An 18,101-nucleotide genomic window follows, 5' to 3' on the forward strand; every position below is an offset into this window, starting at 1 on the left:
GTTCTACTGGTGTCCGGCCGGCGGCCCCGCGGTCGTGTCCCGGGGATCGCCGTCGGCCCGATCTCGACCCGTGTCCCACAGCCAACAGGTGCCGTACGACAAGACTTACAGGAGTGGACGACATGCGGACCTCTCTGGGTATCGACTCCGTTGCGCGGAGCGTGTACATCGCGATGGTCGACCGACCCGGCGCGAAGGTGTCCGAGCTGGCCGAGCATCTGGAGGAGACCGAGGAAGCGGTCCAAAGGGGGCTGGAGCGGCTGTCCGCCCTGCTGCTCGTCGTCCCGGCGGACTCCGCGAGCGGCTGGCGTCCGGTCGATCCGGAGGTCGGACTGGCGGCGATGCTCGCCCGGCAGCAGGACGAACTCGCCCGCCACCGCCTCCAGGTGGAGGGCAGCCGGCTGGAGGTGACGCGGCTGCTGTCGGAGCGTGGGCGGCGCGGCTGTGCGAGCGTTCCGGACGTCGAGTGGCTGGCCGGCGCGGACGCCGTGTGGCGGCACATCACCTCCCTCGCCGAGGAGTGCGCGATCGAATGGCTGAGCGTCGGACCGGCCGAGCGGCTGGACGCGGCGGTCCTCGACGCGGGCCGACCGGTGGACGAGGTCCTGCGGCGGCGCGGTACTCCCGCACGCTCCATCGTGCTGGAGAGCGTCCGCAACGACCCCGGGGCGACGGAGCGGTTGCGCCGCACGGAGGAGTGCGGCGGTGCCGTCCGCACCCTGCCGTCGCTGCCGGTGTGGATGATCCTCTCCGACCGGAGGCACGTCGTGGTGCCGGTCGTCGGCGGGCGCAGCGTGGTCGGCGCGATGGCGTGCGGCGTCGAGTCGGTCACGGAAGCGTTCGCGACCCTGTTCGCCCGGCTGTGGAAGGAAGCCCTGCCGCTCGCGGAGGCGCGTCCTCGTACCCGTGGCAACCTCTCCCTCCAGGAGCAGCATGTGCTCCGGCTGTGGGCGCAAGGGCTCACGGACGCGGCGGCGGCCCGCAGGATGGACGTCTCCCTGCGCACGGTGCGCCGGCTGTCGGAGAAGCTGACCGACCGGTTCGGTGCCCAGAGCCGGTTCCAGCTCGGCGCCCTGGCGCTCGCCAGCGGCGGCATTCGCGCCGAGGACGTGGCCTGACCGCCTCGCACCCGGCGTGACCGGCGCACCGTGGAGGGGCCGGACCTCGTGGCCGAGGTCCGGCCCCTCCACGGCGTGGCACCGGGGTGCCGTCATCCGGCCGGCGCGAACTGCGCCGTGATCGCCGCCATCATCAGGTCGGCGATGCCCTGGGCGAGTCCGGCCGGGGTGGGAGAGTCGAACACGGCCCGCACCGGCACCTCGATCCGCAGCGCCTTCCGCAGCCGGGAGGCCACCTGCGTGGCGAGCAGCGAATGCCCGCCCAGTTGGAAGAAGTTGTCGTGCACGCCGACGCGCTCGATGCCCAGCAGCTCCTGCCACACGACGGTGACGGTCCGCTCGACGGCGTTGCGTGGCGCCGTGTACTCCGTCCCCAGGTCCGGCCGCTGGTGGTCCGGCACCGGCAGGGCCGCCCGGTCCACCTTGCCGTTGGCGGTCAGCGGCAGCCGGTCCAGCGTGACGAACGCCGCCGGGATCATGTAGTCGGGCAGGAACCGACCCAGGTGGGCGTGGAGTTCCGCGGTGCTCGGCGTGTCCGCGCCGGTGGCCACGAGATACGCCACGAGCCGCTTGTCGCCGGGTGTGTCCTCGCGGACGACCACGCTGACCTCGCCGATGCCGGGGTGGGTCAGCACAGTGGCCTCGATCTCGCCGAGCTCGATGCGGTTGCCGCGGATCTTGACCTGGTTGTCGATCCGCCGCAGGAACTCCAGCTGCCCGTCGGCCCGCCACCGCACCAGGTCACCGGTGCGGTAGACCCTGGTGCTCAGCCCTTCGGCCTCATACGCGGTGAACCTCTCCGCGGTCAGCTCCGGCCTGCCCCGGTAACCGCGGGCCACCGGCACGCCCCCGACGAGGAGTTCGCCGGGCACCCCGACCGGCACCGGCCGGCCGTGCTGGTCCACCACGAACGCCAGGACATTGGGGATGGGCCGGCCGATCGGCGGGACCGCGTCGCCGGGTTCGACCACCGTCGAGGTGACGATGATCGTGGTCTCGGTGGGTCCGTAGTTGTTGATCACGCGGAACGGCAGCCGGGCCCGTGCCGGCATCCGCAGCCGGTCACCGCCGGTCAGCACGTACCTGAGGGTGCTCTGGGCCGGCCACTCCACCGCCACCAGCGCCTCCAGCATGGGCGTGGACAGGAACGTGGCGTGGACGCGCTGCTCGCACAGCCAGTCCCGCAGCAGGTGCGGGGTGAGCCTGACGGTCTCCGTGGTGACGCAGCAGGTCGCGCCCCGGGTCAGGCCGAGCCACAGCTCCCATGCCGCCGCGTCGAAGCCGATCCCGGCCAGCAGCGCGATCCGCTGCCCGGGCTCCAGCCCGTGCTCCCGCGCCGTCCAGTGCACCAGATTGACCACGCTGCGGTGTTCGACCTGCACGCCCTTGGGGCGGCCGGTGGATCCGCTGGTGTAGATCAGGTAGGCGAGGTGGTGCGCCGCGGTGACCGGCTCGGGGTCGGTGTCCGGCTCGCCGGCCAGCGTCACGGCGCCCTCGTCGAGCAGCAGCAGTGGTACGTCCGAGGGCAGCCGGCCGGTGTGCGCGGTGCGGGTGAGGACGACCGGGGTCGCGGTGTCCCGGACCATGTACGCCAGGCGCTCGGCCGGATAGTCGGGGTCCAGCGGCACGTACGGTGCCCCCGCCTTCAGGACCCCGAGTACGGCCGTCACCAGATCCGGACCGCGCTCCAGGCACACCGCGACCGGCATGTCCGGCCGCACTCCGTACCGGGTGCGCAGGTGGTGGGCGATCCGGTTGGCGCGCGCGTTCAGCTCCCCGTAGGTCAGCGTGCCCTGCGGCCACTCGACGGCCACGGTGTCCGGTTGCCGTGCCGCCCGTTCCTCGAACAGGCCGTGCAGCGTGGCGGTGTCCGGGAAGGCGGTGGCGGTGTCGTTCCACTCGACCACCGTCCGCAGCCGCTCCTCCGGGGTGAGCAGGCAGAGCCGGGACAGCCGTACCGCGGGGTCGCTCGCCACCGTCTCCAGCACCGTGCCCAGGTGGCCGGCCAGCCGGGCGACCGTGTCCCGTTCGAAGAGGTCCGTCCGGTACTCCAGGACGCCGCGCAGACCGCCGTCCGCGTCCTCGGACATCATCAGGGTGAGGTCGAACTTGGCGTCCGGCAGCGTGACCGTGAACGGCTGCACGTCCAGCCCCGGAAGGCTCCAGCCGTGCTGGTCCGGCGTGTTCTGGAGCACGAACATCGTCTGGAACAGGGGATTGCGGGACGGGTCGCGGTCGGGGGCGAGTTCCTCCACGAGGCGTTCGAAGGGCAGGTCCTGGTGGTCGTAGGCGCCGAGGGCGGTGTCCTTGACCCGGTCGAGGAGTTCGGTGAACGTCGGGTCGCCGGACAGGTCGGTGCGCAGGACGAGGGTGTTGACGAAGAAGCCGATCAGGTCCTCGGTCTCGGCGCGGTTGCGGCCGGCGACCGGGCTGCCGACGGTCACGTCGTCCTGGCGGCCGTACTTGGACAGCAACACCTGGAAGGCCGCCAGCAGCACCATGTACAGGCTCGCGGAGCCGCTCCTCGCCGCCTTCCGCAGTCCGGCGGCCACCGCCGCGCCCACCTCGAACGTCACGGTGTCGCCGCCTCCGGGCGGTCCCGCCGGACGGCGGTGGTCGGTCGGCAGTTCCAGCGGTTCCACACCGGCGAGCCGCTCCCGCCAGTACGCCAGCTGTCCTGCCAGGACGGCACCGGTGAGCCTCCGTCGCTGCCACACGGCGAAGTCCGCGTACTGTACCGGCAGTTCCGTGTCCTCGGACGGGGTGGCGGTCGTCGCCGCCCGGTAGCCCTCCCGCAGTTCCCGCGCCATGAGCGGCTCCGACCAGCCGTCGCAGGCGATGTGGTGCACCGTCAGCAGCAGGTGCGCCTCCTCGTCGGCCAGCCGCACCAGGTGCGCGCGCAGCAGCGGTCCCGCCGCCAGGTCGAACGGGCGGGCGGCCTCCGCCCGGGCGAAGCGCCGTGCCGCCTCCTGCCGTTCCCCGGGATCGGCGATGTGCCGCAGGTCGTGGACGGCCGTGCGCACCGGGGCCGGCGGATCGACGACCTGCGCCGGCTCTCCGTCCTCGTCGGCGACGAACCGAGTCCGCAGGATCTCGTGCCGCGCCAGCACGCGGGTCAGCGCCGCGTCGAGGGCGGCGGTGTCCAGCGGGCCGTCGACGCGCAGCGCGAAGGGTACGGCGTACTCCGCGCGTCCGGGCTCCAGTTGGTCGAGGAACCACAGCCGCTGCTGGGCGAAGCTCAGCGGCAGCGGCCCGCCGGTCCGGTCGGCCGGCACGATCCGCCCGGCGCCGGCCGCCGCGTCCGGTGCCGGCTCCGCGACGGCCGCGGCCAGCCCGGCGACGGTGGGTGCCGCGAACAGGGCCCGCACGGGCACCTCCACCCCGAGCACGTCCCGCAGCCGTGACGTCACCTGGGTGGCGAGCAGGGAGTGGCCGCCGAGTTCGAAGAAGTTGTCGTCCACGCCGGTGATCTCGGTGCCCAGCACTTCGGACCAGGCCGCCGCGATCGCGCGCTCGACCGGAGTACGGGGGGCCGGACCGCCGGCCGCGGACGCGCGGGGCCGCGGCGCGGGCAGCGCCCGCCGGTCCACCTTGCCGTTCGGGGTGAGCGGCAGCCGCTCCAGCGTCACGAACGCGGACGGCACCATGAAGTCGGGCAGTTCCCGGCGCAGCCGCCCGCGCAGGGCCTCGCTGGTCACCGTACCGCCCGCCGCCGGGACGACGTAGGCGACCAGCCGCCTGTCGCCGGGGGTGTCCTCGCGGACGACGACGGTGGCCGCGGCGACGTCGGGGCCGGCCAGCAGCACCGCCTCGATCTCACCGGGCTCGATACGGTGCCCGCGCAGCTTGACCTGCTCGTCCAGCCGTCCCAGGAACTCCAGTTGTCCGTCGGCCAGCCAGCGCACCCGGTCCCCGGTGCGGTAGACCCGGCGCGGCGTGCCGTCCACGTGGACGGTCACGAACCGTTCCGCCGTTTGCTCCGGCTGCCCCCGGTAGCCGCGGGCCAGCCCGGTCCCGCCGACGAGGAGTTCGCCCGGCACTCCGGTGGGCACCGGCCGGCCGTGCCGGTCCACGACGTACACGAAGGTGCCGCGCACCGGCCGGCCGATCGGTGGCACGGCCGTGCCGGGGACGACCTCGGCCGAGGTCGTCACCACCGTCGACTCGGTCGGGCCGTAGTTGTTGACGACGCGGAAGGGCAGGCGCAGCCCGGCGGGCAGGCGCAGTGCGTCCCCACCGGTCAGCACGTACTCGAGGGAGGTCGGCTCCGACCAGTCGAGGGCCGCCAGTGCCTCCAGCACAGGTGTCGAGACGAAGGTGCCCGTGACGCGCTGCTCGGTCAGCCAGCGCTGGAGCAGCGCCGGCGTGAGCCGCACCGTGTCGTCGGGTACGCACACGGTGGCACCGGTCGCCAGCGCGGGCCACAGCTCCCAGGCCGACGCGTCGAACCCGATCCCCGCCAGCAACGCCACACGCCGTCCCGGGGCCGCGCCGAAGGTGTCGGCCGTCCAGCGGACCAGGCCGGCCAGGCTGCGGTGTTCGATCTCCACGCCCTTGGGCCGGCCGGTGGAGCCGCTGGTGTAGATCACGTAGGCGAGGTCGCCGGGGGCCGCCGTCGGCTCCGGGTCGTGCGCCGGCAGGTCCGCGAGGGACGGCCAGTCCCGGTCGGTGAGGAACCGGCCGGGCTCCTCGGGCAGCCGTGCGGCCCCGGCGCCGTCGGTGACGACGAGCGCGGCCCGCGCGTCCGTGATCATGTAGGCGAGCCGGTCGGACGGGTGCTCGGGATCCAGCGGCACGTAGGCGGCGCCGGACTTGAGGACCGCGAGCAGTGCGGTGATCTGCTCGGGGCCGCGCTCCAGGCACACGGCGACCGCGGCCCCGGGGCCGGCTCCGCGGGAACGCAGGTGCCGGGCGAGCCGGTTGGCCCGCGCGTTCAGCTCCCGGTAGGTCAGGTCCCCGGCGGCCGAGAGTACCGCCGTGGTGTCCGGCCGCAGGGCGGCGCACTCCTCGACGAGCCGGTGCGCCGTAGCCCCCGCACCGGCTTCGGCCCCGGTGTCCGCGGCGGCCTCCGTCCCGCTCCAGTCGGCCAGCACCCGGCGCCGCTCGGCACCGGCCAGCACCTCCAGCTCCGACAGCCGGCGCTCCGGGCCGGTGACGGCCGCGCGCAGCAGGGTGGTGAAGTGCCCGGACAGCCGCTCGGCCGTGTCCGGCGCGAACAGGTCGAGGGCGAACACCAGATCGCCGTCGAGCGAGCCGTCGGGCCGCTCGGTGAGGAACAGGGTCAGGTCGAACTTGGCCTCCTCCCCACGGACCGCGAACGGCTCCACCACCGTTCCGGGCAGTCGCCAGGCGTGGCCGTCCGGAGTGTTCTGGAGCACGAACATCGTCTGGAACAGCGGGTTGCGGGACAGGTCGCGGTCGGGGGCGAGTTCCTCCACGAGGCGTTCGAAGGGCAGGTCCTGGTGGTCGTAGGCGCCGAGCGCGGTGTCCTTGACCCGGTCGAGGAGTTCCGTGAACGTCGGGTCGCCGGACAGGTCGGTGCGCAGGACGAGGGTGTTGACGAAGAAGCCGATCAGGTCCTCGGTCTCGGCACGGTTGCGGCCGGCGACCGGGGTGCCCACCGCGATGTCCTCCTGGCCGCTGTACTTCGCCATCAGCAGCTGGAACACCGCCAGCAGGGACATGAACAGGCTCGCTCCCTGTCCCGCCGCCAGCCGCCGGGCCGCGCCGGCCACGTCGGCGGGCACCGCGAAGGACACCGTACCGCCCCGGCCCGACCGCTCGGCCGGCCGCCGGTGGTCGGCCGGCAGCTCCAGCGGCTGCACTCCGGCGAGCCGCTCCCGCCAGTACGCGGACTGCCCCGCCAGTACCGGGCCGTCCAGTGCCGCGCGCTGCCAGCTCGCGAAGTCCGCGTACTGCAGGCCGAGGGGAGCCCGGGTGTCGGGCCGGCCGGCCACCGCCGCGCCGTACAGCTCACCCAGCTCCCGCGCCAGGATGCCCTCCGACCAGCCGTCGGAGACGATGTGGTGCACGACGAGCAGCAGGAGCCACTCCGCGTCGGCCACCCGTACCGCCACCGCGCGCAGCAGCGGCCCCGCGGCCAGGTCGAACGGCCGTCCCGCCGCCTCGTGCAGGATCTCCCGCGCGGCGCCGTGCCCGAGGTGCCGGGCGTCGTGGACGTCCACCGGCACCTCCCGCACGGTGTCGACGACCTGGTACGGGCGTCCCGTGCCGTCCGCGAGGAACCGGGTCCGCAGGATCTCGTGCCGGGCGGCCAGCGCCGTCAGCGCGGTGCCGAACGCGTCCGGCGCGAAGTCGCCCTCCACGCGTAGCCCCACCGGGATCGCGTACTCGGCCCGGCCCGGCGCCAACTGGTCCAGGAACCACAGGCGTTGCTGTGCGAAGGACAGCGGCAGGGCACCTGCCGAGCGGTCCGCCCGCGGGATCGCGGCGGAGGTGCCCGGCCCCAGGGTGTCCACGGCAGCCGCCAGCAGCGCCGGGGTCGGCGCGTCGAACAGCGTCCGGTGGGGCACGTCCACCCCCAGGTCCCGGCGCAGCCGGGAGGCGACCCGGGCGGCCAGCAGGGAATGCCCGCCCAGTTCGAGGAAGTCGTCGTCCGCGCCGACCGCGTCGACCCCCAGCAGCTCGGCCCAGATGCCGGCGACCACCCGCTCCGTGGGCGTGCGCGGCGCGGTGAACGCGGCGGAGACGTCCGGGCGGTGGCCCTCGGGCGCGGGCAGGGCCCGCCGGTCCACCTTGCCGTTCGGGGTGAGCGGCAGCCGCTCCAGTACGACGTACCGGGCGGGCACCATGTGCGCGGGCAACTCCCGCGCCAGCGCCGCTCGCAGCCCGGCCGCGGCCAGGGTAGCGCCGCCGGCCGGCACCAGGTACGCCACCAGCCGCTTGTCACCGGGGACGTCCTCGCGGACCACGACCGTGGCCGCCGCGACGTCCGGCCGGGACAGCAGGGCGTTCTCGATCTCTCCGAGTTCCACCCGGTGCCCGCGCAGCTTTACCTGGTCGTCCATCCGGCCCAGGTAGACCAGGCGCCCGTCCGGCAGCCACTTCACCAGGTCGCCGGTGCGGTACACCCGGGCCTCGGGATCGGCCGAGAAGGGGTGCGGCACGAACCGCCGCGCCGTCAGCTCGGGTCGCCCCAGATAGCCGAGGGCCACGTTGACACCGCCGATGAGCAGCTCCCCGGGGACTCCGGCCGGCTGGACCTCACCGTGCGCCCCGACCACGTAGACCTCGGTGTTGTCGATCGCCCGGCCCATCGGCACGTGGTCCGCCGCCGGGTCCACCGACACCGTCCGGCTGACCACGTTGCCGACGGTCGCCTCGGTCGGCCCGTACTCGTTGACGATCGCCGTGTCCCCGGTGCCCAGGTCCAGCACCCGGTGCGCCAGCGCCGGCGTCAGGTCCTCGCCGCCGGCGACCACCGTGGCGATGCGGTGCCGGACGCCGTCCTGCTCCAGCCGGGCGGTCAGCAGCTCCAGGTGCGAGGGCGTCGCCTTCAGGAAGCTGATCGGTACCCCGGACGCGACGACGTCCACGGCCGCGTCGAACACCGTGCGGCCCGGCGCCGGCCGCGGCACCACCAGGCACAGCCCCTGCACCAGTGGCAGGAACAGCGCGGTCACGGTCAGGTCGAACGCCGCCGACGAGCACAGCAGCGAACCTATCCGCGCGTCGGGCGCCGGGGGATAGTTCCGGTCGCACCAGTGCAGGTAGTTGACGACGCCCCGGTGCCCGACCCGCACACCCTTGGGGCGGCCCGTGGAACCCGAGGTGTAGATGACGTACGCCACGTCGTCCGGGCCCACGGCGACGGCCGGGGCGGTGCCGGTGCCGGCCGGCCACTCCCGGTCGGCCAGCAGCAGCGCGGTGCCCGGCGCGAACAGGCCCGTGTGCGCGGACTGTGTCACCACCACCGGGGCGGCGCTGTCCTCGACCATGTACCGCAGCCGCTCGGCCGGGTAAGCCGGGTCCAACGGCACGTACGCGGCCCCCGACTTGAGCACGCCGAGCAGCGCGCACACCAGGTCCGGGCCGTGGTCCAGGCACACCGCGACCAGCGTGCCGGGGCCGACGCCCCGCTCCGCCAGGTACCGCGCCAGCCCCTCGGCCCGCTCGTCCAGCTCCCGGTAGGTCAGCCGCCGCCCGCCGTGTTCCAGGGCCACTGCGTCGGGTTGGCGGGCCGTCCGCTCCTCCACCAGCCGGTGCACGGTCGTGTCCGGGAACGCGGACCGCGGCCCGTTCCACTGGTTGAGGATCCGGTGCCGCTCGGGCTCCGTCAGCATCTCCAGCGCGCTGAGCGGCTCCCCGGGCGTGTCGGCGGCGGACGACGCGAGTGTCGCGAAGTGCCCCGCCATCCGCTCCGCCGTGGCCCGCTCGAACAGATCGGTCCGGTAGCCGAGGACACCGCTCAGCCCGCCGCCGTCCGCGACGACCTCCAGGGTGAGGTGCGCGTCCGGCGGGAACACGGCGGCCTCCCGGGCGGCCGTGCGCGACGCGAACCACGCCACCGCGCCCGCCGGCACCGTGAGCGGCACCGGCCCCCGGCCGGTGGCGTCCGCCATGCCCCGCGCGACCTGCGCCACGGCCTCGGTGAACGCCGGGTCGCCGTCCGCGCCCCGTACCACGATCGCCGTGTCCGGGACGTCCGCCGGTACCGCCACCGGGACGTCGCCCCGGCCGGCGTACCGCCCCAGCAGCGTGTGGAACACCGTCAGCAGGACCGCGGGGAGTTCCACGCCGGCGTCGCGGGCCAGTGCGGCCAGCGCGTCGGCGGTCCGGGCGGGCACGTCGAACGGAACCCGGTCCGCGGGGCCCGGGCCGTCGTCCGACGGCCGTCGGTCCGTCGGCAGTTCCAGCGGTTCCGGGCCCGCCGACTCGTGCCTCCACTCCCCCAGCTGGTGATCAGCCACCGTTCACTCCCCATCGTCAGGACATCGTCAGCGGTACAAGCGGTTCACGGGCGGCACGTCGTACGACGGGCGGAGGGGTGGGCGGGGCACCCCGGGCGGGCCGGGAGCCGCGCCACCGGCACGACCACGACCCCGGCGGAACGTCCGCGACAAGCACGCTAGGGCGCGCGGGCGGCGGGCTCCCAGTGGGCACAAATGACGCCCCGCTGGGTGGTCACAACTGCCCAGTGCCGCCCGCGATCACCGCTGGCCACCATGGACGGCGTCACTAGTGGACAGCCCGTACGCGCCGATTCAGGGCGCGTTCACGGGCACCCGGCCCGATCGCAGCGGTCGCGGCCCCATCACGGTGTCGAGAGGAAATGCCGGTCGTGTACCCGCATCACCAGCCCCCGGACAGCCCGCGCCACGCGGTCCTGACCACCATCGCCTCGGACTCACACACCTGGAACCTGCTCTTCCTGCAACTGCTGCTTGAGGAACAGGGCTGGGAGGTCACCAATCTCGGCGCGTGCGTCCCGGTCGACGTCCTGGTCGAGGAGGCCGCGGCCCGCACGCCCGACCTCATCGTCGTCAGCACGGTCAACGGACACGGCGCCGAAGAGGCCCCGGGCCTGGCCCGGGCGGTGCGCGCCGTGCCCGCGCTGGCCGAGGTGCCGCTCGTCGTCGGAGGCAAGCTGGACACCTCGGGCAGCACCGGCCCGGACGTCCACGCCGCGCTCACCGACGCCGGCTTCGACGCCGTCCTGACCGGCGCGAGCGCCGTCCCCGGGCTGCTCGCCCTGCTGGACGGCCTGCCCGAGCACCGGCACGGAAGGTCCCACGCCGATGCCGTCCGCTGAACCCGCCCCCGCCGCCGGCGCCTTCCACCGATTCATGGCGGACGCCGCCCGCGTCGGCGCCCTCGTCGTGCAGCCCCGCATGGGCTTCGCCGACCCCGCCCGGATGCGTGCGGGCCTGATCGCCACCCGGGCCGCCGACGCCACCACCGTCGGCACCCTCACCCTGGACAGCTTCACCCGCGTCGGCGACTACGCCGCCGCCGCCCGCGCCGCCGCCCAGGGCCACCACCTCAACGGCTATCCGCTGGTCAGCATGGACCGCGAAACCACCACCGGTCTCCTCGACGGCGTCCACGGGCCCGGCTTCCCCGTGCAGGTGCGGCACGGATCCGCCCGGCCCGGCCGGATCGTCGAGGCCCTCATCGCCGCCGGACTCGACGCCACCGAGGGCGGCCCCGTCTCCTACTGCCTGCCCTACGGCCGCACCCCGCTGGCCACCTCGGTCCGTGCCTGGGCCGAAGCGTGTCGCAGCCTCGCCGCCCTGCGCGAGGCCGGCACCGAACCGCACCTGGAGACCTTCGGCGGCTGCATGCTGGGCCAGCTCTGCCCGCCCGCCCTGCTCGTCGCCCTCTCCGTCCTGGAAGCCAAGTTCTTCCGCCGGCACGGCCTGCGCAGCGTCTCCCTCAGCTACGCCCAGCAGATCAGTCCCGAACAGGACGAGGAGGCCGTCCACGCACTGCGCGCCCTGGCCGCCGACCACCTTCCGGACACCTCCTGGCACGTGGTCCTCTACACGTACATGGGCGTCTACCCGGAGACCCGGGTGGGTGCGCTGCGGCTGGTCGCGGACGCCGCCCGGCTCGCCGTACGCACCGGGGCCGCCCGTCTCATCGTCAAGACACCGGCGGAGTCGGCCCGCATCCCCTCCGTCGAGGAGAACGTCACCGCGCTGGAGACCGCCGCCGCTGCCGCCCGCACCGCGCGGCCGGCCGCACCGCCGCCGTCCACCGGTATCGAGGCCGAGGCCCGCTCCCTCGTCGAGGCCGTCCTGCACCTGCACGACGACCTCGGCCAGGCCCTGGTCCGTGCCTTCGCGCACGGCTACCTGGACGTGCCCTTCTGCCTGCACCCCGACAACGCGGGGCGCACCCGCAGCTTCATCTCCGACCGCGGCCGGCTGGAGTGGTCCCGCACGGGATCGCTGCCGCTCGGCCGGTCCACCGCGGCAACACCGTCCCGGCGGCTGACCTCGTCCGGACTGCTGCACGCGCTCAACCACGTCAGGAACCGCTACGACGACCCCGCCGCCCTCCTCGGCAGGGCGGGCTGACCCCCCGCTCACGGATCCCCTCCGCCACCGGTGGCCGCTCGCCCCGGTAACGACAGGACAGGACGAACATGACACTCCAGATGGATCTCCCGCCCGCACCCGAGGCTCCCGTGCTGCCCTCGCCGCTGGAGCACCTGCGCGACCCGCGCACCCGCGCGGCCCTGCGCGTCCAGCAGGCACTCGTGTCCGGTGCCCGCGCCTTCCTGCGCTCCGACGGCGCCGTGGAGATGGCCCACCCGGTCATCGGTCCCGTCACCGACCCGGGCTCGCGCGGCGCCAAGCAGGTCGACGTCGACTACTACGGCCACCGCTACAAGCTGATGACCAGCGCCATCCTCTACAAGCAGGCCTCGCTGCTGGCCTTCGACCGCATCTTCCTCATCGCGCCCAACGTCCGCCTCGAACCCGTCGAGACCAGCAGCACCCAGCGCCACCTCGCCGAGTTCCGGCAGATCGACGTCGAGTACGCGGGCGTCACCCGTGACGTCGCCATGGACGTCGCCGAGGAGCTGGTCCGCCGCGCCGTGACCACCGCCGTCGAGGAGTGCGGCGCCGACCTCGCAGTCCTCGGCCGCGACCCCGATACCCTGCGCCGCCACGTGGCCCGGCCGTTCGCCCGCGTCCCGCACGGCGAGGTCGTCGACGGCCTGCGCCGCGACGGCTACCCGCAGGCCGCCGGAACCGAGATCGAATGGGAGGCCGAGGAGCGCATCTCCCGCCAGGCCGACGCCCCGTTCTTCATCGTCGGCTACCCCAAGGGCTCCCGCGGCTTCTACGACAAGGAGAGCCCGGCCACGCCCGGTACCCTGCTCAACTTCGACCTCATCGCCCCCGAGGGCTGCGGCGAACTGTGCAGCGGCAGCGAACGCGAGTACGACTACGCGGCCCTGGTCACCCGGATGCGTGAAACCGGGGAGAACCCCTCCAAGTACGCCTGGTACCTCGACGTCGCCCGGCACGGCATCCCCAGCAGCGCCGGCTTCGGCATCGGCCTGGAGCGCCTGACCCGCTGGGTCACCGGCCTGGACTCCGCCTGGCGGACCACCGCCTTCCCGAAGATCGCGGGGGTGGTGTCGCCGTGACCCCGCTGACCGCACCCGGCCTGCCCGAGGACGCCGTCCGCGCCCGGGCCCGCGAGGGCGCCGCCGCCGTCTTCCCGCCCCTGGACAGTTACGGCACCGCCGTCTTCGGCGCATCGCCCGCACCCGACGGCGACGAGATCGACGCGCTGCGCCTGGTCCCGCCCGTCTTCATGCCGGGCCGCCTCGCCAGACTCATCGACCTCGGCCGCGAACCCCTCTACTCGGACGTCCTCCTCGACACCGACCTCGGCGGCTTCACCGTCCCACTGCCGGTGTACCTGTCGGCGCTCGGCTCCACCCGCGTCGCCGGCACCAGCCTCGCGCTCAGCCGCCAGGCCGGACGGCTCGGCATCCCCATGGTCATCGGCGAGAACGTCGCTCCCATGAACGGCTTCCGGGCCGGCGGCGACGACCATCGCAAGGGCCTGCTGGAACGCATCCAGGCGTACTGCGAGGAACTCCCCGACGGTGTCGGCGGCGTCTGCGTCCAGCAGAGCACCGAGGACGCCGACTCCGAGGTCTGGAACCACGTCTACAGCGATCCGGCCGTCACCGGTCTCCTCACCTCCGGCCGCCTCGGCTTCGAACTCAAGGTCGGCCAGGGTGCCAAGCCCGGCCTCGGCGGTCTCACCATGATCAGCGAAGCGGTCGCGTCCGACCTCGCCGGGCAGTACGCCGTGGAACGGCTCGGCCCCGGCTCCTCGTCGATCCTGCGCTGTGCGAGCCCCGGCACCTTCACCGACGAGATCTTCCGCCGGCAGATCCAGCTCATGCGCAACAACTACCCGCGCGCCCGCTGCTGGGTGAAGCTGTTCCCCGGCCGCGACGTCGGCCACGCCGCCGCCGTCGCCTGGGACGCCGGCGCCCACGCCGTCGCCGTCGACGGCGCCGAGGGCGGCACCGGCTGGGCCCCTACCGGCTTCCTCGGCCACGTCGGACTGCCCCTCGCCGAAGCCTTGCGCCGCGTCGACCCCGCCGGCCGCACCCTGCTCGCCAGCGGACGCGTCTGGGACGGCATGCGCGCCGTGAAGTTGCTCGCCCTCGGCGCCCGCGCCGTCGGCCTCGGCCGTGCCGCCCTGATCGCCGCCGACGAGGACCCCGAGCACGGACTGGAGCGCCTGCTGGACGCCATGGCTCTGGAACTGCGCATGGCCATCAGCGCGCTGGGCCGCTACACGGCGCGGGAGACCGGCCCCGAGGACCTGTGGGAGCCCAGGTCATGATCTACGAGCACGCCTATGAGCTCGTCACCGACGACCTCTTCATCCTGCTGCCCCGGATGGTGCCCGGCTCGGACGTCTTCCTGAAGATCGAGGGCCTCAACCCGGCGGGCTCCGTCAAGCTGAAGACCGCGCTGAGCCTCGTCGAGGACGCCGAGCACCGCGGCGTCCTCGCGCCGGGCGCCCGAGTGATCGAGTCCTCCTCCGGCAACCTCGGCATCGCCCTCAGCTCCATCTGCGCCGCCAAGGGGTACCGCTTCACCTGCGTCGTCGACCCGAACACCAACGCCACCAGCATCGATCACATGCGCGCCCTGGGTGCCGAGGTGGTCGTCGTCGACACCGTCGACGCCAACGGCGGTTTCCTCCAGTCACGCATCGCCCACATCCGGCGCCACGTCGAAGCGGACCCGACCGTGGTCTGGCTCAACCAGTACGCCAACCCTGCCAACCCGCGCGCCCATTACGAACAGACCGCGCGCACCCTGCTGAAGGAGGTCCAGCACCTCGACTACCTGTTCATCGGCGTCGGCTCCACGGGCACCTTCGTCGGCTGCGCGCGGTACCTGCGCGAATTCTCGCCCCACACCCGGATCGTCGCCGTGGACGCCCTCGGCTCCGTCATCCTCGGCGCCGCACCCGGTCCGCGCCGCATCCCCGGACTGGGCGCCAGCCGCATTCCCGAACTGTTCGAACCCGGCCTCGCCGACGACGTCGTACTGGTCGCCGAGGAGGATGCCGTGCGGGAGTGCCGGCTGCTCGCCCGCACCCACGGCCTCCTCACCGGCGGCTCCACCGGCTCGGTGCTGGCCGCCGTCCGCCGCCGGGCCGGCACCCTGCCGGCCGGCTCCCGCATCGCCGCCGTCTCCCCCGACCTCGGCGAACGGTACCTCGGCACGATCTACAACGACGACTGGGTCGAGCGGAACCTCGGGGTCCTGACGTGATCCCGCCCGCGCCACCCACCCCCGAAAGGCAACCACCGATGTCGACCTTCCACGTGATCGACGGCTCCGTCGCCCAGGATGTCATCGGCTCCGCGCCGTCGGACGTCCTGGACCTCGTGCGGGAGACCTACCTCCAGCACAGCCGCGGGGCCACCGTGAACCCCAACAGCCATTTCCTGCGCTTCCCGCACGATCCCGGCGCCCGGATCATCGCCCTGCCCGCCCACCTCGGCGGCGACACACCGGTCTCCGGGATCAAGTGGATCGCCAGCTACCCGCAGAACGTACGCCAGAACCTGCCGCGCGCCTCCGCCGTCCTCGTGCTGAACGACGCCGAGACCGGCTACCCGTTCGCCTGTCTGGAGGCATCCGGCATCAGCGCCGCTCGCACAGCGGCGTCCGCCGCGCTCGCCGTGGAGACCCTCGCCGACGGCGACACCCCGAAGACGGTCCTCTTCGTCGGGGCCGGCGTCATCGGCCGGACCGTCTCCGACTTCCTCGCGGCCCGCGGCACCAACGTCCGCGAGTGCCTGGTCCACGACCACGTCGACGCGTACGCCGAGACCTTCGCCGCCTACGCCGCCGACGCCCACGGCTGGCGGACCCGCACCGTGGCACAGATCGACGCGGCCCTGGCCACCGCCGACCTGGTCGTCCTCGCCACCACCGCGCCGGCGCCCTGGCTGGCGGACGGGCAGACCCTCCTGCCGGGCCAGCTCATCCTGAACCTGTCCCTGCGCGACATCCACCCGACCGTCATGATCAAGTGCCACAACGTCCTGGACGACATCGACCACTGCCTCACCGCGCGGACCTCACCGCACCTCACGGAGACGGAGTACGGCACACGCGACTTCATCGACGGCACGCTGGCCGACGTGCTGCGCGGTGACGTGACCCTCGGCCACGACCGCCCCACCGTGTTCTCCCCGTTCGGCCTCGGCGTCCTCGACCTGGCCGTCGGCTACCACATCTACCGGACCGCCGTGCGCACCGGCCGGGCTACCGAGATACCGGGCTTCTTCCCCGAGTTGAAGCGCTGGTGAGCCGGGCGGCGCCGGAGCCGCCGCCCACGACGCCCCGGTCTCGTGCTCCCACCGATCACCAGGTGGGAGCACGAGACCGGGGCGTCGCCGCGTGCGCCGCAAGGGCCAGGGAGAGGAAGGACCAGGGGGCCACGGGGACGGGGCGGGGAGGGAGACGAGAAGAGCAAGGGCGGGGATGCGGACGGCCGGGGATGCGATGCCACCGGCCGGCCGTGGCTCCGAGGCGGTCCGGGTGGTGACACCCCCGAGGCCGCGAATCCCCGCCGCCCCGGCCCGCAGCACGGGCCCGGTCCCCCGCGGCGGTCTTCCGGGTCCGGGGCGCACGACGTGCGCCGCGTCCTGGCCGGTCCGCACGGGAACCCCGGTGACGCGGCGTGGGGCGAAGCCGGGAGGGAAGGAGCCGGGCCAGGCGGTGCGCTCCTGGGACCGCGGCTCCACCGCTCACGGACAACGGCGGACCGATGAACAGGACGAGGGGCCCGCCACGTTCGTGGCGGGCCCCTGTCGGCTCCGATACTGCGGCGAGTGTCCCGGTCAGGCCGTCAGCAGCTCCCGTTCCCGGTCGGCGGCGGCCGCCGGCCCGTTCTCCCGCAGCGTGGAGACCAGGAGCTCCAGTTGGTCGTCGCCCCTGACCATCTCCATGTGGCGGCCAGGCATCGCCCGCTGGGCCAGGCCCGCCGGGTACAGCCCGCGCCAGTGGGCGATGTACCGGGCCTCCGGCACCTCGTCGCCGCTGCCGTCACGCACCGTGTCGCTGACGAACAGCGTCGCCCTGGCCGCCGAGCGTCCAGGCCGGTAGGCGGCGAGCGACCGCACCTCGGCCTCCAGCACCGCATAGGGCAGCCACTCGTCGAGCGTGACCAGCTCCTCGTCGAGGTTCATCTCCGGCGCCAGGCGCCGCAACTCCCGCTCCGTGGCGGCCCGTTCGTCGCCGTGCTCGTCCTGGCCACGGTGCCACAACGCGCTCACCCGGCGGTACACCTCGGCGTGCCGCTGGAAGCGGTCCCGCTGGTCGTCGCCCGTCACCGCCGGCTCCAGCAGGAACAGGCCGGTGACCTCCTCCGGGGCGCTCACGCCCATCGCGTGCGCGATCACGGCGCCCGTCGACCATCCGAGGATCGTGCACGGCCCCGTGGGCTGCACCCTGCGGATCTCCCGCCAGTACCGTTCCGCGATCGACTCGATCCCGACGAGCGGTGCCTCGTCCGCGTTCAGTCCCGGAGCCTGGATGCCGTACACGGTGAACGTGCCGGCCAGGCACCGCGCGAGCGCCCGGTACGGGTGGGTGCTGCCGCCACCCGGGTGTACGCAGAACAGGACGGGCAGATCGGGATCGGCCACGGACGAGAGGAGCACCACGAGCCCGGACGTCGCCGGTTGCGGAACGTCCAGCGCAGCCGCCAGCCGGGCCACCGTCGGGTGCCGCACGATCTGCTGGAGGGCGACCTTCAGGCCGACCTCCCGCAGTCGGGAGACCACCCGCACCGAGCTGATCGACTGTCCACCCAGTTCGAAGAAGTTGTCGTGGACGCCGACGGTGTCGATACCGAGTACGTCGGACCACACACCGGCGATGGTCTCCTCCGTCGTGTTCCGGGGTGGGGTGTAGGTGGTGTCGAGGTCGGGTCGGTGGTGGTCGGGTGCGG

Annotated in this window: 9 protein-coding genes; 7 read left to right on the plus strand and 2 right to left on the minus strand. The window is 73.8% G+C overall.

The window, feature by feature from the left end; all coding sequences use genetic code 11:
• The first annotated feature begins 122 nt into the window (after positions 1-122).
• Complete coding sequence (locus IE273_RS38345; RefSeq protein WP_229887973.1) at positions 123-1,118, plus strand: helix-turn-helix domain-containing protein; 996 nt, start codon at positions 123-125, stop codon at positions 1,116-1,118.
• 92 nt (positions 1,119-1,210) lie between these two features.
• Here the strand turns inward: IE273_RS38345 and IE273_RS38350 are convergent, their stop codons facing one another.
• Entirely contained in the window at positions 1,211-10,048 is an 8,838-nt protein-coding gene (locus tag IE273_RS38350; protein ID WP_189819751.1) for a non-ribosomal peptide synthetase, read from the minus strand.
• Positions 10,049-10,410: 362 nt separating this feature from the next.
• On the opposite strand from IE273_RS38350, the gene IE273_RS38355 reads away from it, so the two are divergent.
• The 6 genes from IE273_RS38355 to sbnB all read left to right on the plus strand — a co-directional run bounded on the left by IE273_RS38355 (position 10,411) and on the right by sbnB (position 16,455).
• Positions 10,411-10,890: a cobalamin B12-binding domain-containing protein gene (locus tag IE273_RS38355; RefSeq protein ID WP_229887974.1), complete on the plus strand. Its 480-nt coding sequence runs from the start codon at positions 10,411-10,413 to the stop codon at positions 10,888-10,890.
• Complete coding sequence (locus IE273_RS38360) at positions 10,877-12,160, plus strand: methylaspartate mutase (protein WP_189819753.1); 1,284 nt, start codon at positions 10,877-10,879, stop codon at positions 12,158-12,160. Before IE273_RS38355 ends, IE273_RS38360 begins: the two co-directional genes overlap by 14 nt.
• A 68-nt stretch (positions 12,161-12,228) precedes the next feature.
• Entirely contained in the window at positions 12,229-13,242 is a 1,014-nt protein-coding gene (locus IE273_RS38365; protein ID WP_189819754.1) for an asparagine synthetase A, read from the plus strand.
• Positions 13,239-14,465 (plus strand): glutamate synthase-related protein, encoded by a 1,227-nt coding sequence (locus IE273_RS38370; protein ID WP_189819755.1) that lies wholly within the window; start codon positions 13,239-13,241, stop codon positions 14,463-14,465. The genes IE273_RS38365 and IE273_RS38370 overlap by 4 nt, the downstream gene beginning before the upstream one ends.
• Positions 14,462-15,409 (plus strand): 2,3-diaminopropionate biosynthesis protein SbnA, encoded by a 948-nt coding sequence (sbnA, locus tag IE273_RS38375; protein WP_189819756.1) that lies wholly within the window; start codon positions 14,462-14,464, stop codon positions 15,407-15,409. The genes IE273_RS38370 and sbnA overlap by 4 nt, the downstream gene beginning before the upstream one ends.
• A 38-nt stretch (positions 15,410-15,447) precedes the next feature.
• A complete protein-coding gene (gene sbnB, locus IE273_RS38380) occupies positions 15,448-16,455 on the plus strand; it encodes a 2,3-diaminopropionate biosynthesis protein SbnB (RefSeq protein WP_189819757.1) in 1,008 nt (335 codons plus the stop codon).
• A gap of 534 nt (positions 16,456-16,989) precedes the next feature.
• On the opposite strand, the gene IE273_RS38385 is transcribed toward sbnB, so the two are convergent.
• The coding region (locus IE273_RS38385) for an alpha/beta fold hydrolase (protein ID WP_189819758.1) at positions 16,990-18,101 on the minus strand (1,112 nt) is incomplete at its 5' end.

Source organism: Streptomyces olivaceoviridis (genome assembly GCF_014650115.1).
In the GTDB taxonomy this organism is placed as follows: Bacteria; Actinomycetota; Actinomycetes; order Streptomycetales; family Streptomycetaceae; genus Streptomyces; species Streptomyces olivaceoviridis.

Coding starts and splice junctions, on each gene's coding strand:
- IE273_RS38345 (WP_229887973.1), top strand. CDS start 123: ATGCGGACCTCTCTGGGTATCGACTCCGTTGCGCGGAGCGTGTACATC.
- IE273_RS38355 (WP_229887974.1), top strand. CDS start 10,411: ATGCCGGTCGTGTACCCGCATCACCAGCCCCCGGACAGCCCGCGCCAC.
- IE273_RS38360 (WP_189819753.1), top strand. CDS start 10,877: ATGCCGTCCGCTGAACCCGCCCCCGCCGCCGGCGCCTTCCACCGATTC.
- IE273_RS38365 (WP_189819754.1), top strand. CDS start 12,229: ATGACACTCCAGATGGATCTCCCGCCCGCACCCGAGGCTCCCGTGCTG.
- sbnA (WP_189819756.1), top strand. CDS start 14,462: ATGATCTACGAGCACGCCTATGAGCTCGTCACCGACGACCTCTTCATC.
- sbnB (WP_189819757.1), top strand. CDS start 15,448: ATGTCGACCTTCCACGTGATCGACGGCTCCGTCGCCCAGGATGTCATC.